Here is a 23,995-nt window from a genome sequence, read left to right as displayed (position 1 = left end):
AAATTAAACTAAGTAGAAAAACGTAAATACAAATACCCAAACTAAATCAACAAAGTGCCAGTATAACCCCACTTTTTCAACCATTTCATAACTTCCTCTTTTTTCATAAGTTCCTACTAGAACATTGAAAAAGATAATGATGTTAATGATTATCCCAGAAAATACGTGAAAACCGTGAAATCCTGTTATAAAGAAAAAGAAATCAGCAAATAATTTACTTCCGTATTCGTTGTGAGTTAAATTTGCTCCTTCAATAACTAAACTAGCCTGAGTCAGTCTCAATTCAGAATCTTTTCTTGAAAGAATAGTTTTCTTCTTTTCAGCAGTTATAGTTTCTGTTCTAATCAAAAGATCTGGATGCGCTTTGAAACCAGCTTGAACTTCAGCTACAGAATAAGTCGAAATAGCTGCTTCATCCATAAACCATTTTCCTTTATTTCTTGTCAATTGCTCTCTATCTTCCGGCAAAGTTGCAGCAAAATCAGCAAGAGCTACACGGTGACCTTCTTTATCAACAAACTGAAGTAAGCTACCTCCTTTTGTTTCAATAGCACCATACTCACCTTTAATAAAGTTTTTCCATTCCCAAGCTTGTGAACCAACGAAAATAATACCTCCGATGATTGTTAAAAACAAATATATTGTCACTTTGTCTTTTTTCATCTGATGTCCAGCATCAACTGCTAAAACCATCGTTACAGATGAAAAAATCAAAATAAACGTCATAAATGCCACATAATACATCGGAGCCGAAACACCGTGCATGAATGGGAAGTGAGTAAACACTTCATCGGCTAAAGGCCAAGTTTCAATAAATTTAAATCTAGAAAAACCATAAGCCGCTAGAAATCCAGAGAATGTTAAGGCATCTGATACGATAAAAAACCACATCATTAATTTGCCATAACTTGCTCCCATTGGCTCTGTGCCGCCTCCCCAAGTTTTTTCTTCACTATTTGCAGTAGTAACTGTCGCTTCCATATAAGTTATTCGTTAAAAAGTTCCCAAATTTACGTTTTTTTATTATTTAAAGAAATATAAAAATAAAAATAAATAAACCCATAAGAAATCAAGAAAGTGCCAGTACATCGCACCTAGTTCAATTCCAAGAGTTTGAGTTGAATTGTATTTTTGTTTAAAATGATTATAAATTATAATTAGAAGTGAAATTAACCCACCAGCAAGGTGAATCAGGTGCACAACCGTTACAATATATAGAAAAGTAGTCGTTATAGAACTTTCACTTCCGGTAAAATAATATCCATTAGCTACTATCTGACCAAAACCTACAAATTGTAAAATAACAAATAATATTCCCAATGCTAAAGTAGACAAAAGAAATGCAGTAGTTGCACTTTGTTTGTCTTTTTGAATCGCTTTTTTTGCCAAATGAAAAGTAATACTGCATCCGATAATTGCAACTGTACTAAAATAAAATGCCGTAGGCAATTGAAAATCTTTCAACCAATCGGCCCTAGATTTACTTACCACAAAAGCACTTGTAAGCCCTGCAAACATCATGGTCATGCTAACCATAGCAAACAGCAATATCAATTTATATGATCGGGCTGTTCTCGATTTATGTTCGTCTGTTGTCATTGTAATCTCCATAACTATCTTAAAAATTTATCAAATATATAAACTAATTGTAACAATGTAATATAAGAAACGCTTACCAGCATCAATGTTCTCGCTGCCTTTGCTGTTCTTAATTTGTATAATTGCACTCCATAATAAAGCATCCAAAGTCCTAGTAAAAATACAATAATAGCGGCGACAGGCGTAATAAACAACTGCCCAGTATAACCCAAAACTGGCAAAAGTGAAGCTATAATAAGCCAAACTGTGTATAAAATAATCTGTAAAGCAGTTGATTTATCTTTTTTTCCTGTAGGAAGCATAAAAAAACCTGCTTTTTCATAATCTTCATACAAAAACCATCCAATAGCCCAAAAATGAGGGAACTGCCAGAAAAACTGAATTAAAAACAAAGTCCCTGCTTCTATCCCAAATTCTCCTGTTGCCGCGACCCATCCCAACATAAAGGGAATTGCACCAGGAAACGCTCCTACAAAAACTGACAATGATGTCATAGTTTTCAAAGGCGTGTAGACACTCGTATAAAGAAATATAGAAATTGCACCAAACATGGCCGTTTTAGAATTGATTGTATACAACAATACAATTCCAATAACAGTAAGAAGACTTGCAATAATCAAAGCCGTATTAGAAGACATTCTACCTGCCGGAACGGGACGATTTTTTGTCCGATCCATCAAAGCATCCAAATCTTTTTCAATGACCTGATTAAAAGCATTAGAAGCTCCTACCATACAATACCCGCCAATGGCAAGTTTTAACAATACGATCCAACTGAAAGAATGGATATCAGTAATCCCAAGCATAAATCCTGCAATAGACGAAAACACTACGCTAACAGCGAGACGTGCTTTAGTTATCTCGCGGAAATCAATATAGACAGACTTTAAGGAAAGGGTATTTTGTGTTGCGTTCAATGCTACTATTTATTTGCTTTGTAAAAACTTTTGCAAAAGTAGTTTATCAAAAGGGATTTGACAAAAAACAATTCATAAAAAAGCTTTTTTAGAAATATTATTAAAGCTAATAATCAAAATACCAGTTAAAAACATCCGAACGTATTCCTAAAGTAAACCAATTAGTACTTTCATTAAAAGTCGTTGCCGTATTCTTTGTCGGATCAAAACTTCTATAAATATAGCTTCCAAAAAGTTTCAAGTTGGTTGCTGGATTTATCAGATATCCAGCTTGAACATCTGTTATAAAAACAGCCGTTTTATTCCCCTGTCCTACTTTTACACCACTATCTAAAGCTCTGTTTTCGTCATAATCTTTATAGATATTCCCTCCGTAATTATAACCATCTTCGGCTGTATCAAAATCCAATCCTCGGGTACCCATCGTTATTTTTGCATCAGCAAAATACCTGTCTTTATGATAACGGGCGATAACTAAAAATTCTTTAAAATTTCCGCCCCATTGATGCCCTATACTTTGATTGTTATGCCCATAATTTGTAATGGGATTACTATGGGAATACACATAAGGGCGCACATGATTATATTCTAACTGCAATACTAAATTATCAACGTGAAAAGCATTATAATATTTAACCCCTAATTGATATCCAAATTTATTTTTCCAGCTATTGTCTCCTTTTTTAACATCTCCAAGAGAAAATTCATCAAGAAGAAACTGTCCGTATGTATTGATTTGATTATTCAATTTGTATTTATAAGTCAACCCTAAAAGCGCATTACCACTTCTGGCCGAAGAAGCAAATTCAACTGAACGGTAAAATATAATTGGGTTTACAAAATTTACATCAAATCCCCTGTTATTCGTATCAGTCCAAATTACTGATTCAAAGAAACCAAGATTCAATTTATTCGACACATTCCAACTCAAATAATGATTTGCCATAAATTTAGTAGCGTACGTTTTTTCGAGAGTAACCTCTGGACGAACATCTTTAAGCCACATATAGGTATTGGTGTATTTTATTTTCCAAAAATTAGTATTTATTTTGAAATACGGATACGGGCTCGCACCGTCACTTTCTAATAAAGAACGATATCCATCTCCTATAAAGTTCCTTCCATAACCCAATTGCAAGTCAAAATATTTACTAGGCGCAAAAGTTATATTGGCTTCCGCCAAAGGAAAATCATACGCATCCGTTTTAAAATCTTTAGCAATTCCCATACCTGGAATAATTGCAGGATTCCCACCTGCTGGTTTTATAGATTCTGCATAACGATTGTAGTAATCCGCAAAACGCCCCTGACTTTCAAAAACTGTAGCAGTGAAATTAATTTGCTTCCCTAATCCTCCTCGGAAATTGATTCCACGAGTATTTACATAAGTGTAATTCGCTTTAGTTTGAGACGCCTTACCAACTTGTAAATCTAAAATAGGATTCAAAGTAAACCAGTAGCCCTCTCCTTGAATTTCAACCATACTTTCATTCCATAATTTTCTGGCCCACCAACCGGAAACATTTTTCTTTAGTTTATCATTTACCGCTTTAAAATCATAATATTTTGATACCTCCACATAAGTATACGGTTTAGATGCAGTATGATTATTGCTACCAACTTGATTTAAAGAAGCATCAAACTGAGAATAATAACTATGGGAAAAAGGAATATTCAAATGACTTTCGAACTGTGGATTATTGAATTTTTTATAAACAATACTGTCTAATTCGGTAAGTTGTTTTGTTTCATTTGGTAAAATTTCTGCGCGAGCGAGCACTTCTGAAGCTAACTGCTCAGGACTTTTTAATGGAATCGCAATTGTAATTGTGTATCTCGAATATGTTAGTTTTCCATTATAGGTTGATGGTTTAATCTTTGGGAATATCCCAAAAACTCTTTTAGTTTCTTTTATCAAATCCTCATCAGTAGCATTTACATAAATTACTTTGAAAACGCCATTAGCATCAACTTCAAAAAGCACTTCTAAGTTACCTTTGAAATTATTTTGCTTAAGATTCTCAGAGACTTGAAAATTTTGAAACACAAAATTTTGCACCTGATAGTAAAAACATTTTTCCAATTCCTTAGATTGCAAGTTCTCACAATTCAAAAAAACAGGAAATCGTTCAGGTGAAAGTCCCGATTGAGTTGCATTATTATTTATGTCTTGCGAATAAATAAAAAATGAATAAAATGATAAAAGTAACGTTGACAACCCCTTTTTCATATTGGTTTTCTTTGTGAATTTAGTAATCAATTTGTAAATCTTGCCCATTGGCAATTGCTTTTGCCCCAGACGTTCCTATTCGTTTTACACCCAGTTGTATCATTTCAACAGCCTCTTCATAAGTTCTTACACCGCCTGCTGCTTTTACTGGAAGTGGCGAAGCATTTTCCAACATCATAATAATGGATGGAATTGTAGCTCCATTTGGCAAATTACCTTCCGTTTTATAAAATCCTGTTGATGATTTAACAAAAACCGACTGGTACAATCCCTCTTTAAAATTTGAAATAACTACATTTTTAATCAAAGCAGACAATTGTATAATCTGTTTATCATTTAGTGCAGCCACTTCTATAATCCATTTCACAACCTTATTATTTTCCAGTCCCAATAACGTGCATTTTAGAACTTCATCTTTAACCAAATCAATACTGCCATTTTTAAACGCTTCGTAATTACAAACGAAATCCAAATCATCAGCTCCATCTTCAATCGCCTGAATCGCTTCAGAAAGTTTATCCTCCACACTCGATTTTCCTTCAGGAAAATCAATCACCGTACCTATTTGTAAATTTGAATTGGCATCAACAATCATTTCTTGGGCGATAGCAACCATATTTGGGCGAATCATAATAAGCTTAAAATACTCATCAATGGCTTCCTGAATATTTTTTTTAACAATAACGACATTATCAGCTTCACTAAGTCCTGCCTGTGTTGCCGTTTTTAAATAAGTAGAATCTAAATATTGTTTAATATTCATTTTTCTTATAGCTTGATGACACCTATTACTATCCAATTAGCAAAAATACATTTTAAATTCACATTTATTTAATATTAATATCTACTTCGTAAGGATGTAATCTTATTTTATAAATTCCTGATCGTTAAAAAATAAAAAACATTTGTAATATAAAAAAATCCCACCGAAGTGGGATTGTAATTCGTATCAAACTTTATTTAAGTTAGTGTACTTGTTGAAAAACAAAATTATACAAACAGCAAGAGTTGCTCCAGATAAATTTGCTAAAACATCAAACAAATCTCCTTTTCTGGTTGTAGTAAATAATGCTTGTGCTATTTCAATTGCTATTCCAAAAAGAATAGAAAATATAAATGATAGTCCCAAAGGCTTAAAAACATCCAAACTTTTTATTTGCTTCTTAAAAAAGAAAAACCAAAGCGATGTAAAGACCAAATGAAAAAAGGAATGAACAACTTTATCTAAATTCGTAATTTGAATAGCAGGAATATCGCTTGATTTAATTAAACAAAAAAAGACAATTAACCCTGTCCAAGTTAAAGCTGCCCAAAAATAGAATTGTTTAGGCACCAATAAGTTCTTTGTAAGATTCGCTTGAAAGCAATGAATCAATTTCAGCTTCGTTTGCAATTTTTATTTTTATCATCCATCCAGCTCCATAAGGATCCGAATTTACACTTTCCGGTGTGTTTTCCAAAGCGTCATTAAACTCGACAATTTCACCTGATAATGGAAGAAACAAATCAGAAACCGTTTTAACCGCTTCAACAGTTCCAAAAACTTCATCTTTTTCTAAAGTCTGGTCTAAAGTTTCTACCTCAACATATACGATATCACCTAATTCTTTTTGTGCAAAATCAGTAATTCCTACTGTTGCGATATCGCCTTCAATACTAATCCATTCGTGATCTTTAGTGTACTTTAAATTTGCTGGTATGTTCATATAAATACTAATTGATAATTATTAATTGATAATTGAATTTTATGCGACAAATGTAACAATCTCAATTCAAATCTTGTTTAGATTTTAAAAAAATTAATTCCCAAAATTATAGCGCATCGTAAAACCTGATCGGATATTTGTCAATGGGAAAGAAGTTGATATTACTGCTTTCGAAAATGAATGATCATAATAGAAAATCGCGGTCAAATTTTTACTGAATGCATAATCCGCAGTTATTTTTAGAGACCATATATTTTGCCCTCCGGCCAATTGATTATTGTCATAATCTAAATACCGAACAATAGTTTGATTATTTCGATAAGAAAGATCTGCTTTCAAGTTGATATCACTTTTTATAATTCCTGTTGGATTATCCGCTAATCTGGAGGAGAAAATAACATCTTTAAATCGGTAACCAAGTCCTACAACATACTCTATTCCTTTTACTTCTGTCAATAAATTATTATCAAAACTCATTGACAAAGCTCTATCCTTCTTTATTTCGGTAAGTACTTTTAAAGAGCTTTTCAATTCAAAATCCATTCTAATAAGCGGATTAAATTGCTCTACTAAATTGACATTCGACATGATTGTGCTATTGAAAAAATTACCGCTTGCATCTACACCGTTTGGTGTTTTATCATATTCGAAATTAGATCTAAATGCACTAATTGTGTAAGAAGCTCTATAACTATGTTGCATCGAAAAGCGTTTGAAATTCTTTTTGAAAAAATTATAACGCATCAAACCATTGTACTTAACAGCCCAATTAGGTATTGGAAAACTTCTAAAAATTCCCAATGAAACTCCCGAAGCATTAGATCCAGAATAGGCAGCTAAGAAAGCTGGCAGCAAAACCGCTTGATTATTTTTACCATAACCTAAAGGATATCCTTCTGCATCAAGATTAACTGGATTACTAATATCTATTCCACGTTGTGTTGCTAATCGATTTGCAACAGTAAGTCTATTACTTCTAAAATCATCAAAGGCCGCAGATGAATTTTCATCACTTGTTGAGAAAGATGTTTTTATAAGAACTGTAGAAATAGAGAAAAGACCATAGCTATATGGAGATCGTGCATTGTACTGCCCATCAGTTATATCATATTGCTCTGAAAAATTCTTAGAATAAGATCTATCCAATGACAAATCAATTTTTAAATCTGGAAACAAATCAACATTTGCAGTAGCTTTAAATAACTTATTAGTTACTTGAGAATAATTTTGATTAAAATTAGGATAGTTAGTAAGCCAACCGTTTTTAGCTGCTTCATAGCGCACGTCATCTTGACTTCCAAAAATAAATCCTAACGATGGTCTGGACGAACCCAAGAATCCAACACTTGGCGTATATCCTGGCAATATCGTACCGCTATTCTCCGTGTAATTCATTTGAATGTTTTTAACACTGGTCAAAACCCCAATTAAACCATCAACAAATTCATTGTTTTTTACAATTTGTTGCGCATTTGTATTTACTATTTTTTCACCGGGTTTTGGAGCGGCTGCCTTAGGTTTAGCTACTGATTTATTGGCATTTTTCGTTATTCCTAAATACTTGTACAATGCATCCATATTGAATGTTGCATTCAAATTACTAGAACTTGCATTTTGAACCGTATTTCCTAAGTTATAACTGCTGCCATCAATCTCTATTTGTGACAAAGCATTAGAAGAACGTTGCCAACTGTAATCACCCGTATAAGAATAATTAGCTTTTACAAAACTAAATAATGGGATTTTATTAATCGGTATCTCGTAATTTAAAACCAATTGCTGCATGTGCTGATTAGGATCCCCAATATCCCAATAACTATCCCATATTGTAAAACTATCAATAGGCTCATTATCCTTATTTAGATAGCTTTTCACAATGTTGCTCGAAGAAGCCGTATAATTTAATTTTAATGATTTTGTCAAATTAAAATTAAATCCATACTGGTAGTTAAATGCAAAATTTCTTCTGTATAATGGATCTAGGCCTATTCCTTCTACATCAACTTGTCTAAATTGTTGGCGATTGAATTGTCTAATAATATTGGTATTAAAAGAAATATTAGACGGAAGATAGTTAAAATTAAAATCACTTAATAATTTCCAATAATTACTTTTCTTCATGAAAGCAGTTTTCTTGAACGGCTCAACTGGCTTTGACTGAAAAGTATATGCATAATCAACAGATGAATTCGCATGCTGATCTACGTAATCTTCTATTTCAAAATCATGTCTTTCCACTTGATTAAAAGATTGAGAAAAAGTAAAATTTTCAACATCATAGACGTGTTGTTTCTGCTCTGCTCCTCTTTCTTTTCTAACCCCGATAAAATTGATACTTTGACGTTTCGTATAATCAGTTGCCCGACTTTGAATATTATCTCTTTCAGCTTTATCCGCAGTATTATTTAATAACTGTTTTAATTTAATATCTTGATTAAAAGGATCATATTCCGGAGTAATCATTTCTTCACCAATGGCGTAATTGAACGGTAAATTAACACCCCATTTTGGAGGTAATAATTTCCCTAAATTAACATTAGTAACAATATTATATTGTTTCGCATCCTCTCGACTTCTCTCATTTGGACCTTGTTCTAATGCTCCAAAACCAATCGTACTTTTTTTACCAGTTGCAGAAACAGTAGCAAAATCAGCAAAATTTGAATCTACATTCAAAACAGCCGCCATACCACCTTTATTATCCATATCAGCTAAACGCAACTCATTGAACCAAACTTCTCCTTTTATGTCTTGGTGTGTTTCATTACTTTTAACACCCACCATTAAAGTTCGCGCCTGGCCAAAATTAGGATTTCCCTTTATACCCAATCTCAACTTATTACTTTTGTTTGCCAATGAAGGATCTAAATCGTCTTCATATTGATAATAAATTCCATCCAGTGGAAGCGTACTTTTGTCAATACTCATGGCCAGAATCTTCAATTGTGTCAATAATGCCAATGACAAATCAATTTCATTATCTTCAGGCCAAACTGCTTCGGCACTTAATGCAGAACAATCCGAAGTTGATGATGAGGACGGAACAGTAACTTTTAAAGGAATTTCTATTTGATAAAAATTTTGTGTAAAGTCATTTCCAAAACGAATAAAACCTACCATTTGATTGTCTCGAAGCGCAATTTCATTTGGTAAAGATTCAGCATGCAAAAACATTTTCAATTTTTTAAACTGACGCATGTCAATACTCACATTTTTAAAAACTGCCCTTGAATCTTCCGGTTCCAGTCCATTACCAGAAACCCTTAAAGATAACGACTGTTCATTTTGATTAATAACCGTATTATTATTGTACAATTGTTCTCTTACTACTCCGGGTGGAGTAATATAATTCACCGGACATCTTTCGTTATTTTCTTGAACATTCACAGCTAACACATCCAAATTAGTTTTGTCATCAGCAACATTTGTGTCATTAAAATCGAGCGTATTTGTATAGCGTCTCCATTCTCCTCTCACTAAATCCAATGCTCCAAAACGAACCGTTACCAAATCATTAAAACCCGTCATGAACATTCTCATAAAACGAATTGATCTAAAATCAGAGATATTTCCAATCGTATTTTCTGGTTGGGAAACTGGTATTTTAAACTGAATCCATCTGGCTTCGGTAGTAGCTCCATTTGGCAATGTGACTTGAGTATTTCTGATATCAGTAATGTAGTTTTGCCCAACATTCATATTAGGTCTAACATCAATACTATATTCATAATATGCATTGATGGTATTCATGGTGTTATCTCTATTGATATCTTCTACATCTGGAAACGTGGTAGAACCTCTATTAGGATCGTTAATATCAACCGCTGAGTTACCGTCTACACCATTATACTTTTTATATCGATCTAAAACATTTCCTGAAGCATTCAAATAATAGGTATAATCATCCGCTGCAGGATCTTGTTCTGACGCAAAATTATTGTAAATCGCACCTTCTTTGGCATTAGCCAAACCATCTAACCCAACGTCCTGATTCGTTCTATTATTCGCATTGGTATCAAATGCATAAATTAAAGATTGCGATGCGGGCACATCACCCCAATTGGCTGTTCCTGGATTTGGCTTTGAAATAATTTGATCTGGCCCAAGTCCATTTTCATATTGCTTTTTCCCATCTTTCAAAACATCCTCTGAGACTTCTCCTAAATTGAAATAGATTTTACCGGTATTGGATTGAGGTATTTCACCACTTCCCACATAAGGATCTAATATCCAAAATTGAATATATTCTACATTTCCTTGTTCGAAATTAGTAGAATTCAATGATCTCATAATTCCACCAAAATTAGAAGTTGGATTTGTAGACACATTTGAACTATTATTATACGGACCTCTTTCAGAAGGATAATAACTTAAATCTAAAGTATTAACTACTTGAGATTGTCCTTGCGCTATATCAGTCAAAGGATACAACTCCTCACTAAAAATTCTTCTGGTAGTATTGAAAGACAATTCTTCATTTGTAATTCCAGATGGTTTTTGAGTATAAAAAACAGGATCTATCGAGTACCATGCTAACTTCGCTCTTTTAAAACCATAACTCAAATCATTGGCACTAGCATTGAAATCATAGGTGCTTCTGGTGTTTTTCTCTGGAGTCGATGACAAGCTCCAAGCATACGGAGAACGCATATCAATAGTTGATTGAGATCCTTCAAAATCATCAACATATATAGTTGACTCCCCTTGAAATTGATCTGCTTTTGGGGAATCCGGTTTCAAAAATGCAATTTCACCTCGTATAGAAAGATTTGAAGGAACATCAGTATCGATATTAGGTAATTTATTTACTAATCGGGTAAAGAATGGAACTTCCGTTGAGAAATTAGTATTAAATCCAAAAATGGTATTATTAACAGATTCCTGACCAAAACTAGATTTTTGAGTAAATGGTTTCTCCGTCATTTTTAAAAAAGTCGCTCCTACCAAAAAATTATCAGAAATTTTATGCTCTACATTCACGCCCATAAACCTTCTGGTTTGCTGACCAAAAACAGAATTATTTTCTAAAGAAACATTGATAGGAGTATTAGAGGCTTGAAGCGAAGGATCTAAAATCTGAACTCTTCCCAATTGATAATTCACGCTGTAATCAATTCCTTCGACCAAAACCCTACCACCAGCAGTAACAACAACTGAACCTCTTGGAACATTGAAAGCACCAATTGGGATTCCATCGCCACCAGTAGATTTATATTTACCTCTTAATAAAAATTTATTCTTATCGCTATCTTGCAAAGCACCTGATTGTGTGTTTCGATACATGTTTCTAAACACGTATTTCTTTTGATTGGTATTATAGGTATTTACATCATCATAACTTTCTCCTCCATTTGATAATTTAGAAAAAAGCAGTTCTCCAAAAGGCTCTTTGGTTGTGAAGATAATTCTACCATTTTGAGCATCGATCGTCAAGCCTTGCATAAAATCAAAAAAACCATCCCCGCCTGCTTGCGGATCATTGTTGTAATTGAGTTTATCTAAATTAAAAACTTTAAGCAAAGGTGTGCTTGTTACTAAATCCGGTGATGGTAACGGTGGAACAATATTAATATAATTTAAAGGAGATGGATCGGTATAAAGTATATTAAACCTAAAGTCTTCCTGTTTTACTTGATAAGCTCCTTGAATCTGATAAATATTTTTCATCATCAAGTTCCAAACAGGGTTTTTGACATTGGTCAAATTACTTTTTAGCATTTTCAATATCAAGCTTTGTGTTATGATAGCTTGATTTGATGTATTACTATTACCCGTTACTACTGTTGCATCTACACCATCATTACCAAATTCACCCACTTGATACACTTTATCACCAATTGTATATTGATATGCAACCGCTAAAACCTCATCATTAGCTAATCGCTGTTGCAATGAAATATAACCTAGTTGAGCATTAAACGTATATTCATTAGGATTTAGTTTTCTAGCGTTTTCTAATTTAGAATAATCTGCACCTTCATTAACAGTAACTTCAAATCCTGATCCAGATGTTGCTATCTCACGTATGTTTTTGTTCAATAAACCAGCATCTATACCTACTTTACCTATTTTAGCAGGGTCAAAATCATTATTTGAGTTGTCCGTAGGAGAATCGGTTGTTACATTAAAAAATGGATTAGGAACTGAAGGAATTGGATCTAATACCACTACTTCGTTGTCCTGCAAACCGGCTAATTGCCCCTCCCCTAAATCCTGAATAGCTATAATGTTTCTAAGATTGTTTCCAGTAGTTGTATTTACCCTATTTTGCTTATTGGTAACCCAAACCTCCAATCTTGAAATTTGAACTCTACTGTCAATAAAAGGATAATTTTTTAAGGAAGAATCGTATTTGTTTCTAAAATATTGAGACAAGAAAAAGTGTCGGTCATTATCATAATCCAACGCATACATATCAAAGTCCTGAATCGTTCCTCCACCTTGAGCAACAATACTTTTTGTTTGGGATTTTTGTTCTGAAAATATACCTGTAACGGTTGTTTTACCAAATTTTAATTGTGTTTTTACTCCAAATAAACTTTGAGCACCTCTAATTAAAGAACTATTCAAAGGCAAACTTACATTTCCGACTTCAATTTTTTGAATAATATCATCTTCTGAAGGAGCATATTCTAACTTAATTAAGTTTTGAAACGCAAAAGTAGATTGCGTATCATAATTAGCATTCACATTCAGTCGCGTTCCCACTTTCCCCATCAAACTCATACTTATCCTTTGATTAAAGTCAAAAGAAAGATTCGATCTGTTTCTTGGTGAAAATGACGGATTATCTTGTTTTGTATACCGCATTCCCAAATCCATTTCTATTGATCCGGTAGGTTTTACGTCAATTGTATTACTTCCAAAAATAGATTCAAAAAGCCCTGATTTTACATAATACCTTGGCAATAAATCTTTTTTGGCGGCTTCACTGCCTTCTTTTTTTCCATCAATAGCATCTACTTTTTTCTTGAAATAATCTCGCATAGATTCTTTCAAAACCAAATTTTCATACTCTTTTGGAGTTAATATAATGGGATAATTAATGGAAAATCCATCTACAGAATTCGTGTAAATATACCTGTCTGTAACTGGATCATAAGTGTACGCAGAAAGAACACTTTGAGGATCTTTTAACTGAACTTTCCCTGTAGAGAAACCAGTTTTAATTGTATCCTGAGCGGCCGGTGTTACCTGAGCTTGCGATACAAAACCACAAAATATGACTAGCAAAAAAATACAAATTTTATGCATATAATCCGTGTTTTGAGTACCTTATAAGTTTTTTAAAGCTTTCTTAATAATCGATTCAACAGAAGCCTCTGGATCCTCTTTTACAATTTTTTCTACGATTCGTTCTGAAGTTTTTCGAACAAAACCTAATACCTCCAAAGCAGATAACGCTTCATCTCGATTTGTATTGCTTTGTGACATAGAAACTTCGTCTAAATCATACAATTTCAATACTTTTTCTTTTAAATCAAGTATTACTCTTTGTGCCGTTTTACTACCAATTCCTTTTATAGATTGAATGGTAACTACATCACTTGATGCAATTGCATTTGTAATTTGTTTTGGGTCTAATGATGACAACATCGTTCTAGCAATGCTTGCACCAATACCTGAAACAGATAATAATAATTTAAAAATTTCTCTTTCTGATTTTTCTACAAAACCAAATAAAGTATGCGCATCTTCTTTTATTTGAAGATGCGTATACAATTTTATAAAGTCAGCATTGGGGAGCAATGAGTAGGTATGTAAGGATATATTTACATGATATCCAACACCTCCACAATCAATAACTACTTGTGTTGGTGTTTTTTCTACCAATTTTCCCTGTATATGTGCAATCATTTTTTATAATATATGTCACCAAATATAATAAAATTAGCACATAATTTAACTAAATTCATCTATTTAAATGTTCTTTTCATCAAAGAAGCATTACCCTATATTTATTTTTTTCTTCTCTTTTTCTTGAGCATCAATAACAGCAATAGCTGCCATATTCACCATCTCTTCTACACTTGCTCCTAATTGAAATATGTGAACCGGTTTTCCCATTCCTAACATGATAGGCCCTATTGAATCAACTTTATTTAATTCTTTCAAAAGTTTATAGGTAATATTAGCCGATTCCAAATTAGGAAAAATTAAAGTATTTACTTTTTTACCTGCTAGTTTTGAAAACGGAAATTTTTCTTTCAACATTTCTGGATTCAACGCAAAATCAGCTTGAATTTCTCCATCAATAACCATATCAGGATGGTTTTTATGCAAATAAGATACTGCTTCTCTTACTTTTGCAGCACTTTCATTTGTTGAAGAACCAAAATTCGAATACGATATCATTGCAATTACTGGCTCCACTCCAAACATTCTAGCCGTTTTTGCAGTCATAATTGCAATTTTAGCCAAATCATCAGCTGATGGATTTATGTTTATAGCCGTATCTGACAAAAACATTGGCCCACGGGCCGTCATCATCATATTTGTAGTGGCAACGAGAGAAGCACCGTGCGCTTTTTCAATAAGTTGCAACATTGGTTTCACAACAGACGGATAACTTCTGGAATGCCCTGTAACCAATGCATCAGCTTCACCTTCATTAACCATCATGGCTGCAAAATAGTTTCTTTCACGCATTAATTTCTGAGCATCTAATAACGATATTCCACGTCTTTGTCTGGATGACCAGTAGGTATTTGCAAATCTGTTTCTTCTGGATTCCTCTTCTTTTATTTTAGGATCTATAATTTGAACATCGGCATCAAAACCTAGTTCTTCTTTTAATTCTAAAATAATTTCTTTATTCCCTAATAAAATCGGAAAGCCAATCCCTTCTTCTAACACAATTTGAGCCGCTTTTAGAACTGCCAACTGATCTGCTTCGGCAAAAACGATTCTTTTTGGATCCATTTTGGCTCTATTGGTAATCAAACGAACCATTTTGTTATCATTCCCCAAACGATCTAAAAGCTCTTCTTCATACTTTTTCCAATCCGTAATAGGATTTAACGCTACTCCTGAATCCATCGCAGCTTTTGCAACAGCAGGCGCAACAATAGTTATTAATCTTGGATCAAATGGTTTTGGGATGATATATTCTCTGCCAAAATTTAATTTTGTAGCCCCATAAGCAACATTTACTTGTTCAGGAACTGATTCTTTTGTCAATAAAGCTAGCGCTTTTACAGCGGCCATTTTCATAGCTTCGTTTATCTTGGTTGCACGAACATCAAGTGCTCCTCTAAAAATATAAGGAAATCCAAGAACATTATTCACCTGATTAGGGAAATCAGAGCGTCCCGTAGCCATAATAACATCTTTCCGAGTTGCAACAGCAAGATTATAATCAATTTCAGGATCTGGATTTGCCATTGCAAAAACGATTGGATTTTCTGTCATTCCCATCAACATTTGCGGAGACATAATCCCTCCTGTCGACAAACCTAAAAAGATATCAGCACCAACTAATGCTTCCTCAAGACTCATTGGTTTTATGTCTCTGGCATATTTTTGTTGCAAAACAGAAAGAGAAGGATTGTCTTTCGTCAAAACTCCTTTACTGTTAAACATCAATATATTTTCAACTTTTACTCCTAATAAAACATATAAATCGGCACAGGCAAGAGCAGCAGAACCCGCTCCTGAAACAACCATTTTTACATCTTCTGATTTTTTATTAGCCAGTTCTAAGGCATTCAACAAAGCAGCTGATGATATAATAGCTGTTCCGTGTTGATCATCATGCATTACTGGAATATTAAGCTCTTCAACCAATCTTCTTTCTATTTCAAAAGACTCCGGAGCCTTAATATCTTCCAAATTAATTCCACCAAAAGTTGGTGCTATATTTTTAACGGTCTGGATAAATTCCTCAATATCCTTTGTCCCAATTTCAATGTCAAATACATCAATATCAGCAAAAATTTTAAATAATAATCCCTTACCTTCCATTACTGGCTTAGATGCTTCAGGACCAATATCTCCAAGCCCTAATACCGCGGTACCATTAGTAATTACAGCAACTAAATTTCCTTTTGCAGTATATTTATAAACATTATTAACATCTTTTGCAATCTCTAAACATGGCTCGGCTACACCAGGGGAATAAGCCAAAGATAAATCTCTTTGTGTTGCATATTTCTTAGTGGGAACTACCTGAATTTTACCAGGAGTTGGCTTTGCGTGGTATAATAATGCTTCTCTTCTTTTGCTGTTTTTGTCCATTGTTTTTAGATTTTATTCTATCATACAAAGATAGAAGACTTGGCTTAAAAAGTTAGCTTTTATCCTATTCTTTTATAAAAAAACAGACTCGCACCAGTACATACAAATAAAAATAGCTGCAAAAAATCGCAGCTATTATATGAATTGGACTATTTACTTCTATTGGGTAATGTAAGAGTTTAAATGTTGAATCGTATCTTTTTGGATTTCGATTATTGCTTTTACAACATCACTTATGGATATAATTCCTATTACAGTATCGTTTTCTAAAACAGGCAAATGTCTCACTCTTTTAGTACTCATTAATTCCATGCAATAATCTAAATTATCGGAAGGTTTTACTGTAACTACAGCTACCTCCATAATTTCATGAACCAACGCTTTCTTTGAAGATTTAGCTTTCAAAACAATTTTTCGGGCATAATCTCTTTCAGACAAAACACCTTTCAAAACCCCATCTTCGATGATAAGAATCGCTCCAATGTTTTTTTCGCTCATCACTGTCAATGCTTCGTATACAGTGTTAGTGGAAAGTATGGAATAAACTTCCTTTCCTTTTGTGCTTAATATTTGATTAACAGTCATAATAAATAAGTTTAATTTATTATAAAGTTAAAAAAAATAGTATTCAAATGCTCAATTTATTTATTTATTTCACATTAAAATAATTCATCGGGCGAAGTCAGCTTATTTAGTTCTTGTTTTAAATTGTCACTCAATATTTGCAACCCGTATTGATACGATGCATTTACCCAACCAAATCCTTCCTTGGCAATATAATCAAATTCGGTTCCTACATTACCATATTCAGCAAAAACCTTATGTGAACTGATTTCTAAATCAAATTTTTCAGGAATGGTTCCGTTATATTCAACCGCATTTTTAGTGATTAACCACAACCATCTGTAGACCATTTCTTGAGCCTTATTAAAGAATTTATATTTAATCAAACCCTCCCACAATAACATTTGATGTGGTGCCCAACCAAATGGGTAATCCCATTGTCGCTGTGGAGCATCTTTTGAAAAACTATCACTACTCGCTTTGGTACTTCCTGTAATTCCTCCTGTTTTTATAAATTGCGGCAAAGCTATTTCTACTAATTTTTTAGCTTGGTGTTCATTACACAACCCAGCCCATAAAGGAAAAAATGTAGTTGCTGCTTCAAATGGAAATTGTCTTTTATTTACAAAATCATAATCAAAATACATGCTTGATTCTTCATTCCAGCACAATTCATCAATTTTCTCTTTTCTAAAAAGTGCTTTTTGTTCCCATTCTTCAGAAGTATACTTTACATCTCCAACTTGGAAAAAATTATTGAAATACTCTTTTATCAAATACGCAATGTCCTTTTCGTATTTATAAAGAAAACTATTGATATCTACCGAGTTTAAATTAGCACACGTATTTATAAGTCTATCGGTAGTATCGTGACCGCTTTCTCTCAAGCTACGATCATGGACAAAATAGACGTCAAGCTCCGCATCAACAAGAGTTCGGTTTAAATATTGTTTTTCAAACTCTCGGATTGGTAAATTGTATTTTTTAGCATAAGGCTCTAAAACATCATCAAAATGACCAGGTTCTACTTCAAATGGCATTCCAACTCCATCAGCTTTGTATCGATTTAAACCAGTTGGCGTTAATCTTTTTCCTTGAACCATCCAAACCGCATTATATTCCAAAATAACTGTTTCCAAATGACTTCTCAACCATTCTAAACTAGGTACTTTCTTTTTTACAATTTCAATTAATAATGAAGAATATAAAGGTGGTTGTGTTCTCGTTAAGTAATAACTTCTATTCGCATTTAGAATCTTACCGTAATGTATGATTTGATATTTAAAGTTTTCGGCAATTGACATTGCTTTTTCCAGTTGATTATCTATAATCAAACCAACTCCAATAAAATAACTATCCCAACCATACATTTCATTAAATCTTCCTCCGGGAACCACGAAAGGCACTCCCTGTAAACTGTATATTTTTTGCTCTAAAGCCAAAGCCAAAATACCCGGTTTTTTATTTAATGTATCTACATATTCCATCGAGAAATTTTCGGGCAAAATACCTACTTTAAAATTCTGAAGTTCTTTTTCCAATTCCTGAAAATAGGCTACACCTTGCTTGTCCTTCGCCGAAACATAAAGTGTAGGAACTTCATTGGTCGTTTTCTCGTCCTGGAGAATTTGATCTAAACCTTTTCTATCAATAGTTCTGGTCAATTCATTCCAATAGTCTTCTCTAATTTTTCTCGAAATTCGTTCTACAGGATTTTCTTGAATACGGCTCAAATCTATCTCCCCTTTATTCACTTTGTTTTCTTTTAATAAAGCTAATTCCTGAAGTAAATTTGACAAATGATACGTTCCCTCAATAACAATTTCTTGTTTTGTGTTTTCATCAACTAAAGTGAACTTTTTAGGTCCATTATCATCTTTAGTGATTTTTTTATCTTTATCGGTATCTTCCTGAAGTAGTAATTCATGAAATACCTTGTCTATGTTAATTAAGAAATTCATATTTTAGAAGTAAGTTTTTTTAATATAAAAAATGAAACAAGCAATAATGACATTGGAATTAAAGTATAGAAAAATGCATTTTCAGGACCTTCATTTTTGAATAAATAACCAATAATTCTAGATCCAAGAGTACCGCCAAGAGCTGAGAAAACAACAATTAAACCCGTCATTGAACTGTGTAGTTTCTTTGGCAAAGCACTCAAAACAACCGAATTTAAAAGCGGATAAATCGGCGCAATAAAGAGTCCAACTAATGGAAATGCAAATCCTATTAATGGAATATCGCTAAGTGAATTAATTTCTTTCACCTCTAACCCAACTGTTTTTGGAAGCAGAAAAACAACTATTAACATGGCCATTACAATACAAAAACTGAGCACCCAAATCCAATTTATTTTTTTTGTAATCACACCCGCTAAAAGTCGTCCAGTGGCTAAAGTAATTGCCAATATACTCGCCATCATAATACTAATATTTTGTGGCAAATGCAACACTTTACTATTGAATGTAGGCAACCAAGACATTATCCCTTGTTCTATCATTACAAACAAAAAAGCACTAATTACAAAAACGATTGTTAGAAGCTGAGCAAATAATTTGAACATTTGTGCAAAGTCATCGACCAGATTAACTCCAGGAATTTCGGTTTGATTTTCAAATTTGGTAAAAAATAAAAATCCAAATGATATTAATGAAATTCCGGCCAACAACCAATACACATTTAACCATGAGTCTGGATTTATATCCGAATTAAAAGCAGGAAATAAAAAGTAAGCCAAGGCAATTCCTATCATAAAAACACCTTCAATGCTACTCATCAAACTATTATGCTCTTTCTGATTTTCTGTAACTGTCCCAATTAGGGAATAAACGGAGACTTTTATCAAAGCAAAGGAAACTCCAACAGTTGCAAAAAGTATTTTTGCGGTGTCAAACGAATTTCCAAAATACATATTAACACAAGCTACGGAAACCAATGCTAAACCAATTAGCATGGCTCTTTTGTACCCTATTCTTGGCAAAAATGACGCTATCAAAAAAGAAACTATCGCAATAGGCAGATCTTTGAATGCTTCGAGAATACTGGCTTGCAATTCATCTACTCCATAATTTGCTTGCGATTTTAGTATAACAATCCCAACACTATTTAATAATATTGCAAACACAAAATAATTGAGATACATCGCAATTTTGACAGCGTTTTTTTTCATTTTCCTAGTTCTTAAAATCTGTTAATTTAGTTTTTATGAATCAGTATTCAAATACTCTTGAATATTAATTCCTTCTGGCAATCTCCCCACATTTTGAAGCTTCAAAACAGCTAATTTTTGAGCTATCGTTATTGTTTCTTCAAAATTTTTATTCAATAATTGTGCGTATAAAAAACCAGTCCAAAAAGCATCTCCTGCTCCTGTTGTATCTTTTATGTCATCTATATGCGAGGCTTTTTGGTGAAACATTCCGAAATTTTTATCCGATAATACTACACCGTCTTTTCCTTTTGTCAGGCAAATAGTCGAAGCGCCTAATTCATGGAAATATTCGAAAATATAATCTTCAGTTTTGGCTTCCGAAAAAAGTCTGTAACAATCATCCTCACTTAGTTTCACAAGAGGATTAGTTGACAAATATTCTCTTAAAACTTGTTTTGCTTCTTCTCTATCAGGCCATATTCTTTCCGAAAAATTAATATCGATACTCGTTTGTAATCCCAATGCTTTTGCTTTTTTGGCACTTTCTAGAATCGTTGTTCGAGCCGGATTTATGCTTAAAGCAAAACAAGTAGTATGAAAGATTTTGGCACTTTCCAGTAATTCCTCTGGAATTTGACTTTGTTTTATTTGATAATCTGCTTCCCTGTAAGGAATAAAATCTGGCGTTCCAGTAGATTTTGATACAAAAATAACGGAGGTCGGTTCAGTTTCTGATTTTCTGATTTGGGAAGTAATTACATTATTTAGTTTTAGTTTTCGAACAATATATTCTCCCAAACCATCCTGACCGCAAGTGGCTACTAATACGGATTTCAACCCTAATCTTGCAGCATTCACTGCTACGTTTGTTGGTGAACCACCTAGAAAACGGTGATAATCTTTTGTTCTGTTTATTGAAGTATTTACTTCATGACCAATAAAGTCAATCAATACTTCTCCTGCGCATATTATGTCTATTGTTTTTTCCAATTTAAACTAAAAATTTAAAATTTGTATGTATACTTTGATGCAACATTACTGCTGCTGCACCACTCCATGCACAAAACGGAACTCCGTTTGGCGATTTGGTTTCACTATTGAAATTTTCATAAAAGCTAAAATTTTCAATAGCATTTGCTTCATTTATGGCATTCAAAAGTTGGGTCGCTTCCTCTCTTTTTTCTTTGGCTAGCAAAGCCAAACCAAAAAAACCATTCACCATGGACCAACTTCCTCCATTATGAAACTCATTTGGATAATTCCTGAATTCATATTTGCAATTATTTTTGAGCAAATTCCAATCTAAATCGCTTTCTTCAATTGCTGGCCAAAAAGCCGGTATTAATTTCAAAGGTCTTTCATTAGAAAGTTTCACGGCATGTTCCAAAATACTTTTTTGGAAATCTTCATTCCCAATATTTAAATACAAAGCCAAGGAATTGGCGAAAGCATCAAATTGTGTTTTATAACCTGCCGGTGAAAAAGAACAAGGCATGAATTCTTGAATATTTGCTTCGTTATAAGCTCTTTCGTGGTATTTCTCTCCAACTGAATTTGGAGTAAAATTAATTTCAAGTTGCTCGGTAATTTTTTCAATTTTAGAAGCAATCGCATTGTTTTTTGCAAAATGATTATAACTTTTCAGTGCCCATATCCTAAGCAATTGATCATATAAAACATAGCCGTCAGTTATGTACTCATCCGCCCAGTTTCCTGAAAGAGGCACATACAATAAATGTTTATTATTGAATTCCCAAGCTTCTAAGAGCTGCAAGCATTTTTGAATATTACTTTCGTATTTTTTCACGAAAGTGATATCATTTTTATAGAAAGCATATTGGCAAATCCCTATAATAAACCAAGTAACAGCATCAACTCTTCCCGCTAAACCGCCATAACTAACTTCAACAGCATCATCATTCGTCATTACATTTGATGGAATAGTTCCATTATAATGTTGATTGTGGGCTAATGTTTCTAATGTTTTACGAAAAGTCTCAATTAAATCATTCTCTCCTGAAGCCAAAGCAGCTAATCCACAAATCACACCATCGCGCGCCCAAACTCTTTTATAATTAGAAATATCTTGAGCACTTGCTAAAAAGCCTTCAGATGAAGATGCTCTTTGCAGTAATTCAATTGCTTTTATATAATTTAAATCATTCACTTAATTCTTGTTTTTTGGTTTTAATAAATAAGGTACATACGGCACTAATAATCAATAATACACCCGCAAAAGTTATCGCTAATCGGGAATCATTATTCAAAAAATGCTTTAAGATATATCCAAATGACACATTTTGAATAATCATTGGAATAACAATCATCATATTTATAATACCCATGTAGACCCCATATCTTTCTTTTGGGATATCTGAAACAACCATTAAATAAGGTATCCCCATCATACTGGCCCAGCCTATACCAAAACCAGTTATCGCAAAAAACAATAAATTCTTATCATGTATGTGTGGAAAAACCAAAAGACCAATTGCCGCTACAAACAAGCAAAACGCATGCACTGTTTTGGGGCTGTATCTTTTTGCAAATCCTACTAATGCAAATGCCGTCAAAAAAGTCACAACATTATACCATCCATTAACTAATCCTGTCCATCCAACTGCTGCTTCATAAGCTTCAGGATTACTTTTTGGGGTAGCATCCCAAACGGATAAAGCTATACTTTTAGAAGAATTTTGCCAATAACAAAACAAAGCGTACCATTGAAAGAGATAGACTAAAGACAATTGCCACATGACTTTAGGCATCTCGCCAATTGCAGAAAAAATTTCTATCAGCGGATCGAATACCCCGCCTTTATTTGATTTAATATACAAAAGCTCTTCGGCTGTAGGTGGAATTTCTTTTGTTGTTTTCATACTCCACCAAATTGTTCCAATAGAACAAACTGCTCCTAAAAAGAATGAAGCATAAACCCAAGTGGGCAGCGAACCCGTTTTTCCCACTATAATCAGCGGAAATATAAATAAAGATAAATTGGCTAAGGTTTGCCCCAACCCTGTAAAAAAACTTTGCATCTGAAAACCTAAAGGCAGTTGCTCGTCATCAAGTTTATCAGCAATGAAAGCTCTATAAGGCTCCATTGCGGTATTATTGCCTGCGTCTAATATCCAAAGTAACCCCGCAGCCATCCATAAAGAACTACTAAACGGAAACAACAATAAGGCAAGACTACACATCATAGCGCCAATAAAAAAATAAGGCTTGCGTCTTCCCCACCTCGGGTGCCAAGTCTTATCACTCAATGCACCAATAAGAGGTTGTATTAATAAACCTGTCATGGGTCCAGCAAGATTTAACAAAGGAATTTGATCTGGGCTAGCACCTAAAAAATCATAAATTGGATTAACTGCACTTTGTTGCAGACCAAAACTATATTGAATACCAAAAAAACCGACATTCATATTCCAAATTTGCCAAAAATCTAATTTTATTTTACTTCCCATTTTTTGGTTAATGTATTGGTTTGTTAATTTTTTTTAAATTTAATTTTAAAATTCCCAATTCAATACATAATTAAAACAAAAACGTTTTCGGAATAACCGAAAACGTTTTCGAAATGTTAAAA

The 23,995-nt window shown here is 33.3% G+C and carries 16 protein-coding genes; all 16 read right to left on the bottom strand.

Features of this window, described 5'->3' with window-relative positions; all coding sequences use genetic code 11:
* Positions 1–3: 3 nt before the first annotated feature.
* Entirely contained in the window at positions 4–981 is a 978-nt protein-coding gene (locus ACM55H_RS08015) for a cytochrome c oxidase subunit 3 (RefSeq protein ID WP_416836012.1), read from the bottom strand.
* A 42-nt stretch (positions 982–1,023) separates the two neighbouring features.
* Complete coding sequence (locus ACM55H_RS08010; protein WP_039108795.1) at positions 1,024–1,611, bottom strand: cytochrome c oxidase subunit 3; 588 nt, start codon at positions 1,609–1,611, stop codon at positions 1,024–1,026.
* A gap of 2 nt (positions 1,612–1,613) precedes the next feature.
* Complete coding sequence (gene cyoE, locus ACM55H_RS08005; protein WP_416836011.1) at positions 1,614–2,516, bottom strand: heme o synthase; 903 nt, start codon at positions 2,514–2,516, stop codon at positions 1,614–1,616.
* A gap of 106 nt (positions 2,517–2,622) precedes the next feature.
* Positions 2,623–4,746, bottom strand: a complete 2,124-nt coding sequence (locus ACM55H_RS08000; protein WP_416836085.1) for a gliding motility protein RemB — start codon at positions 4,744–4,746, stop codon at positions 2,623–2,625.
* Positions 4,747–4,765: 19 nt separating this feature from the next.
* Complete coding sequence (deoC, locus tag ACM55H_RS07995) at positions 4,766–5,509, bottom strand: deoxyribose-phosphate aldolase (RefSeq protein WP_416836010.1); 744 nt, start codon at positions 5,507–5,509, stop codon at positions 4,766–4,768.
* A gap of 186 nt (positions 5,510–5,695) precedes the next feature.
* Positions 5,696–6,079, bottom strand: coding sequence for a VanZ family protein (locus ACM55H_RS07990; protein ID WP_416836009.1), 384 nt, complete (start codon positions 6,077–6,079; stop codon positions 5,696–5,698).
* Positions 6,072–6,452 carry a glycine cleavage system protein GcvH gene (gene gcvH, locus ACM55H_RS07985; RefSeq protein WP_416836008.1) on the bottom strand — a complete coding sequence of 127 codons (381 nt, stop codon included), beginning with the start codon at positions 6,450–6,452 and terminating at the stop codon, positions 6,072–6,074. Before gcvH ends, ACM55H_RS07990 begins: the two co-directional genes overlap by 8 nt.
* Before the next feature lie 93 nt (positions 6,453–6,545).
* On the bottom strand, positions 6,546–13,706 hold the full coding sequence (gene sov / locus ACM55H_RS07980) for a T9SS outer membrane translocon Sov/SprA (RefSeq protein WP_416836007.1): 7,161 nt from the start codon (positions 13,704–13,706) through the stop codon (positions 6,546–6,548).
* Between the two features lie 21 nt (positions 13,707–13,727).
* Positions 13,728–14,309 (bottom strand): Holliday junction branch migration protein RuvA, encoded by a 582-nt coding sequence (gene ruvA, locus ACM55H_RS07975; RefSeq protein ID WP_039108785.1) that lies wholly within the window; start codon positions 14,307–14,309, stop codon positions 13,728–13,730.
* A gap of 90 nt (positions 14,310–14,399) precedes the next feature.
* Positions 14,400–16,688, bottom strand: coding sequence for an NADP-dependent malic enzyme (locus ACM55H_RS07970; RefSeq protein ID WP_416836006.1), 2,289 nt, complete (start codon positions 16,686–16,688; stop codon positions 14,400–14,402).
* A gap of 159 nt (positions 16,689–16,847) precedes the next feature.
* Positions 16,848–17,273 carry a CBS domain-containing protein gene (locus tag ACM55H_RS07965; protein ID WP_416836005.1) on the bottom strand — a complete coding sequence of 142 codons (426 nt, stop codon included), beginning with the start codon at positions 17,271–17,273 and terminating at the stop codon, positions 16,848–16,850.
* A gap of 74 nt (positions 17,274–17,347) precedes the next feature.
* Positions 17,348–19,213 (bottom strand): trehalase family glycosidase, encoded by a 1,866-nt coding sequence (locus ACM55H_RS07960; RefSeq protein ID WP_416836004.1) that lies wholly within the window; start codon positions 19,211–19,213, stop codon positions 17,348–17,350.
* Positions 19,210–20,424, bottom strand: a complete 1,215-nt coding sequence (locus ACM55H_RS07955; protein WP_416836003.1) for an MFS transporter — start codon at positions 20,422–20,424, stop codon at positions 19,210–19,212. Before ACM55H_RS07955 ends, ACM55H_RS07960 begins: the two co-directional genes overlap by 4 nt.
* Positions 20,425–20,457: 33 nt before the next feature.
* A complete protein-coding gene (locus ACM55H_RS07950) occupies positions 20,458–21,396 on the bottom strand; it encodes a carbohydrate kinase family protein (protein ID WP_416836002.1) in 939 nt (312 codons plus the stop codon).
* Position 21,397: 1 nt separating this feature from the next.
* Positions 21,398–22,573 (bottom strand): glycoside hydrolase 100 family protein, encoded by a 1,176-nt coding sequence (locus ACM55H_RS07945; protein WP_416836001.1) that lies wholly within the window; start codon positions 22,571–22,573, stop codon positions 21,398–21,400.
* On the bottom strand, positions 22,566–23,873 hold the full coding sequence (locus tag ACM55H_RS07940) for an MFS transporter (protein ID WP_416836000.1): 1,308 nt from the start codon (positions 23,871–23,873) through the stop codon (positions 22,566–22,568). The genes ACM55H_RS07945 and ACM55H_RS07940 overlap by 8 nt, the downstream gene beginning before the upstream one ends.
* Between the last annotated feature and the right edge of the window lie 122 nt (positions 23,874–23,995).

It is taken from the genome of Flavobacterium cryoconiti (genome assembly GCF_048158645.1).
Classification (GTDB): domain Bacteria; phylum Bacteroidota; class Bacteroidia; order Flavobacteriales; family Flavobacteriaceae; genus Flavobacterium; species Flavobacterium cryoconiti.
This window is presented reverse-complemented; position numbering and strand designations above follow the sequence as displayed.

What these genes read in the sequence shown, in the direction of transcription:
- ACM55H_RS08015 (WP_416836012.1), bottom strand. Translation starts at nt 981, where the DNA reads ATGGAAGCGACAGTTACTACTGCAAATAGTGAAGAAAAAACTTGGGGA.
- gcvH (WP_416836008.1), bottom strand. Translation starts at nt 6,452, where the DNA reads ATGAACATACCAGCAAATTTAAAGTACACTAAAGATCACGAATGGATT.
- ACM55H_RS07940 (WP_416836000.1), bottom strand. Translation starts at nt 23,873, where the DNA reads ATGGGAAGTAAAATAAAATTAGATTTTTGGCAAATTTGGAATATGAAT.
- sov (WP_416836007.1), bottom strand. Translation starts at nt 13,706, where the DNA reads ATGCATAAAATTTGTATTTTTTTGCTAGTCATATTTTGTGGTTTTGTA.
- ACM55H_RS07965 (WP_416836005.1), bottom strand. Translation starts at nt 17,273, where the DNA reads ATGACTGTTAATCAAATATTAAGCACAAAAGGAAAGGAAGTTTATTCC.
- ACM55H_RS07970 (WP_416836006.1), bottom strand. Translation starts at nt 16,688, where the DNA reads ATGGACAAAAACAGCAAAAGAAGAGAAGCATTATTATACCACGCAAAG.
- ACM55H_RS08000 (WP_416836085.1), bottom strand. Translation starts at nt 4,746, where the DNA reads ATGAAAAAGGGGTTGTCAACGTTACTTTTATCATTTTATTCATTTTTT.
- deoC (WP_416836010.1), bottom strand. Translation starts at nt 5,509, where the DNA reads ATGAATATTAAACAATATTTAGATTCTACTTATTTAAAAACGGCAACA.
- ACM55H_RS08010 (WP_039108795.1), bottom strand. Translation starts at nt 1,611, where the DNA reads ATGGAGATTACAATGACAACAGACGAACATAAATCGAGAACAGCCCGA.
- ACM55H_RS07960 (WP_416836004.1), bottom strand. Translation starts at nt 19,213, where the DNA reads ATGAATTTCTTAATTAACATAGACAAGGTATTTCATGAATTACTACTT.
- ruvA (WP_039108785.1), bottom strand. Translation starts at nt 14,309, where the DNA reads ATGATTGCACATATACAGGGAAAATTGGTAGAAAAAACACCAACACAA.
- ACM55H_RS07955 (WP_416836003.1), bottom strand. Translation starts at nt 20,424, where the DNA reads ATGAAAAAAAACGCTGTCAAAATTGCGATGTATCTCAATTATTTTGTG.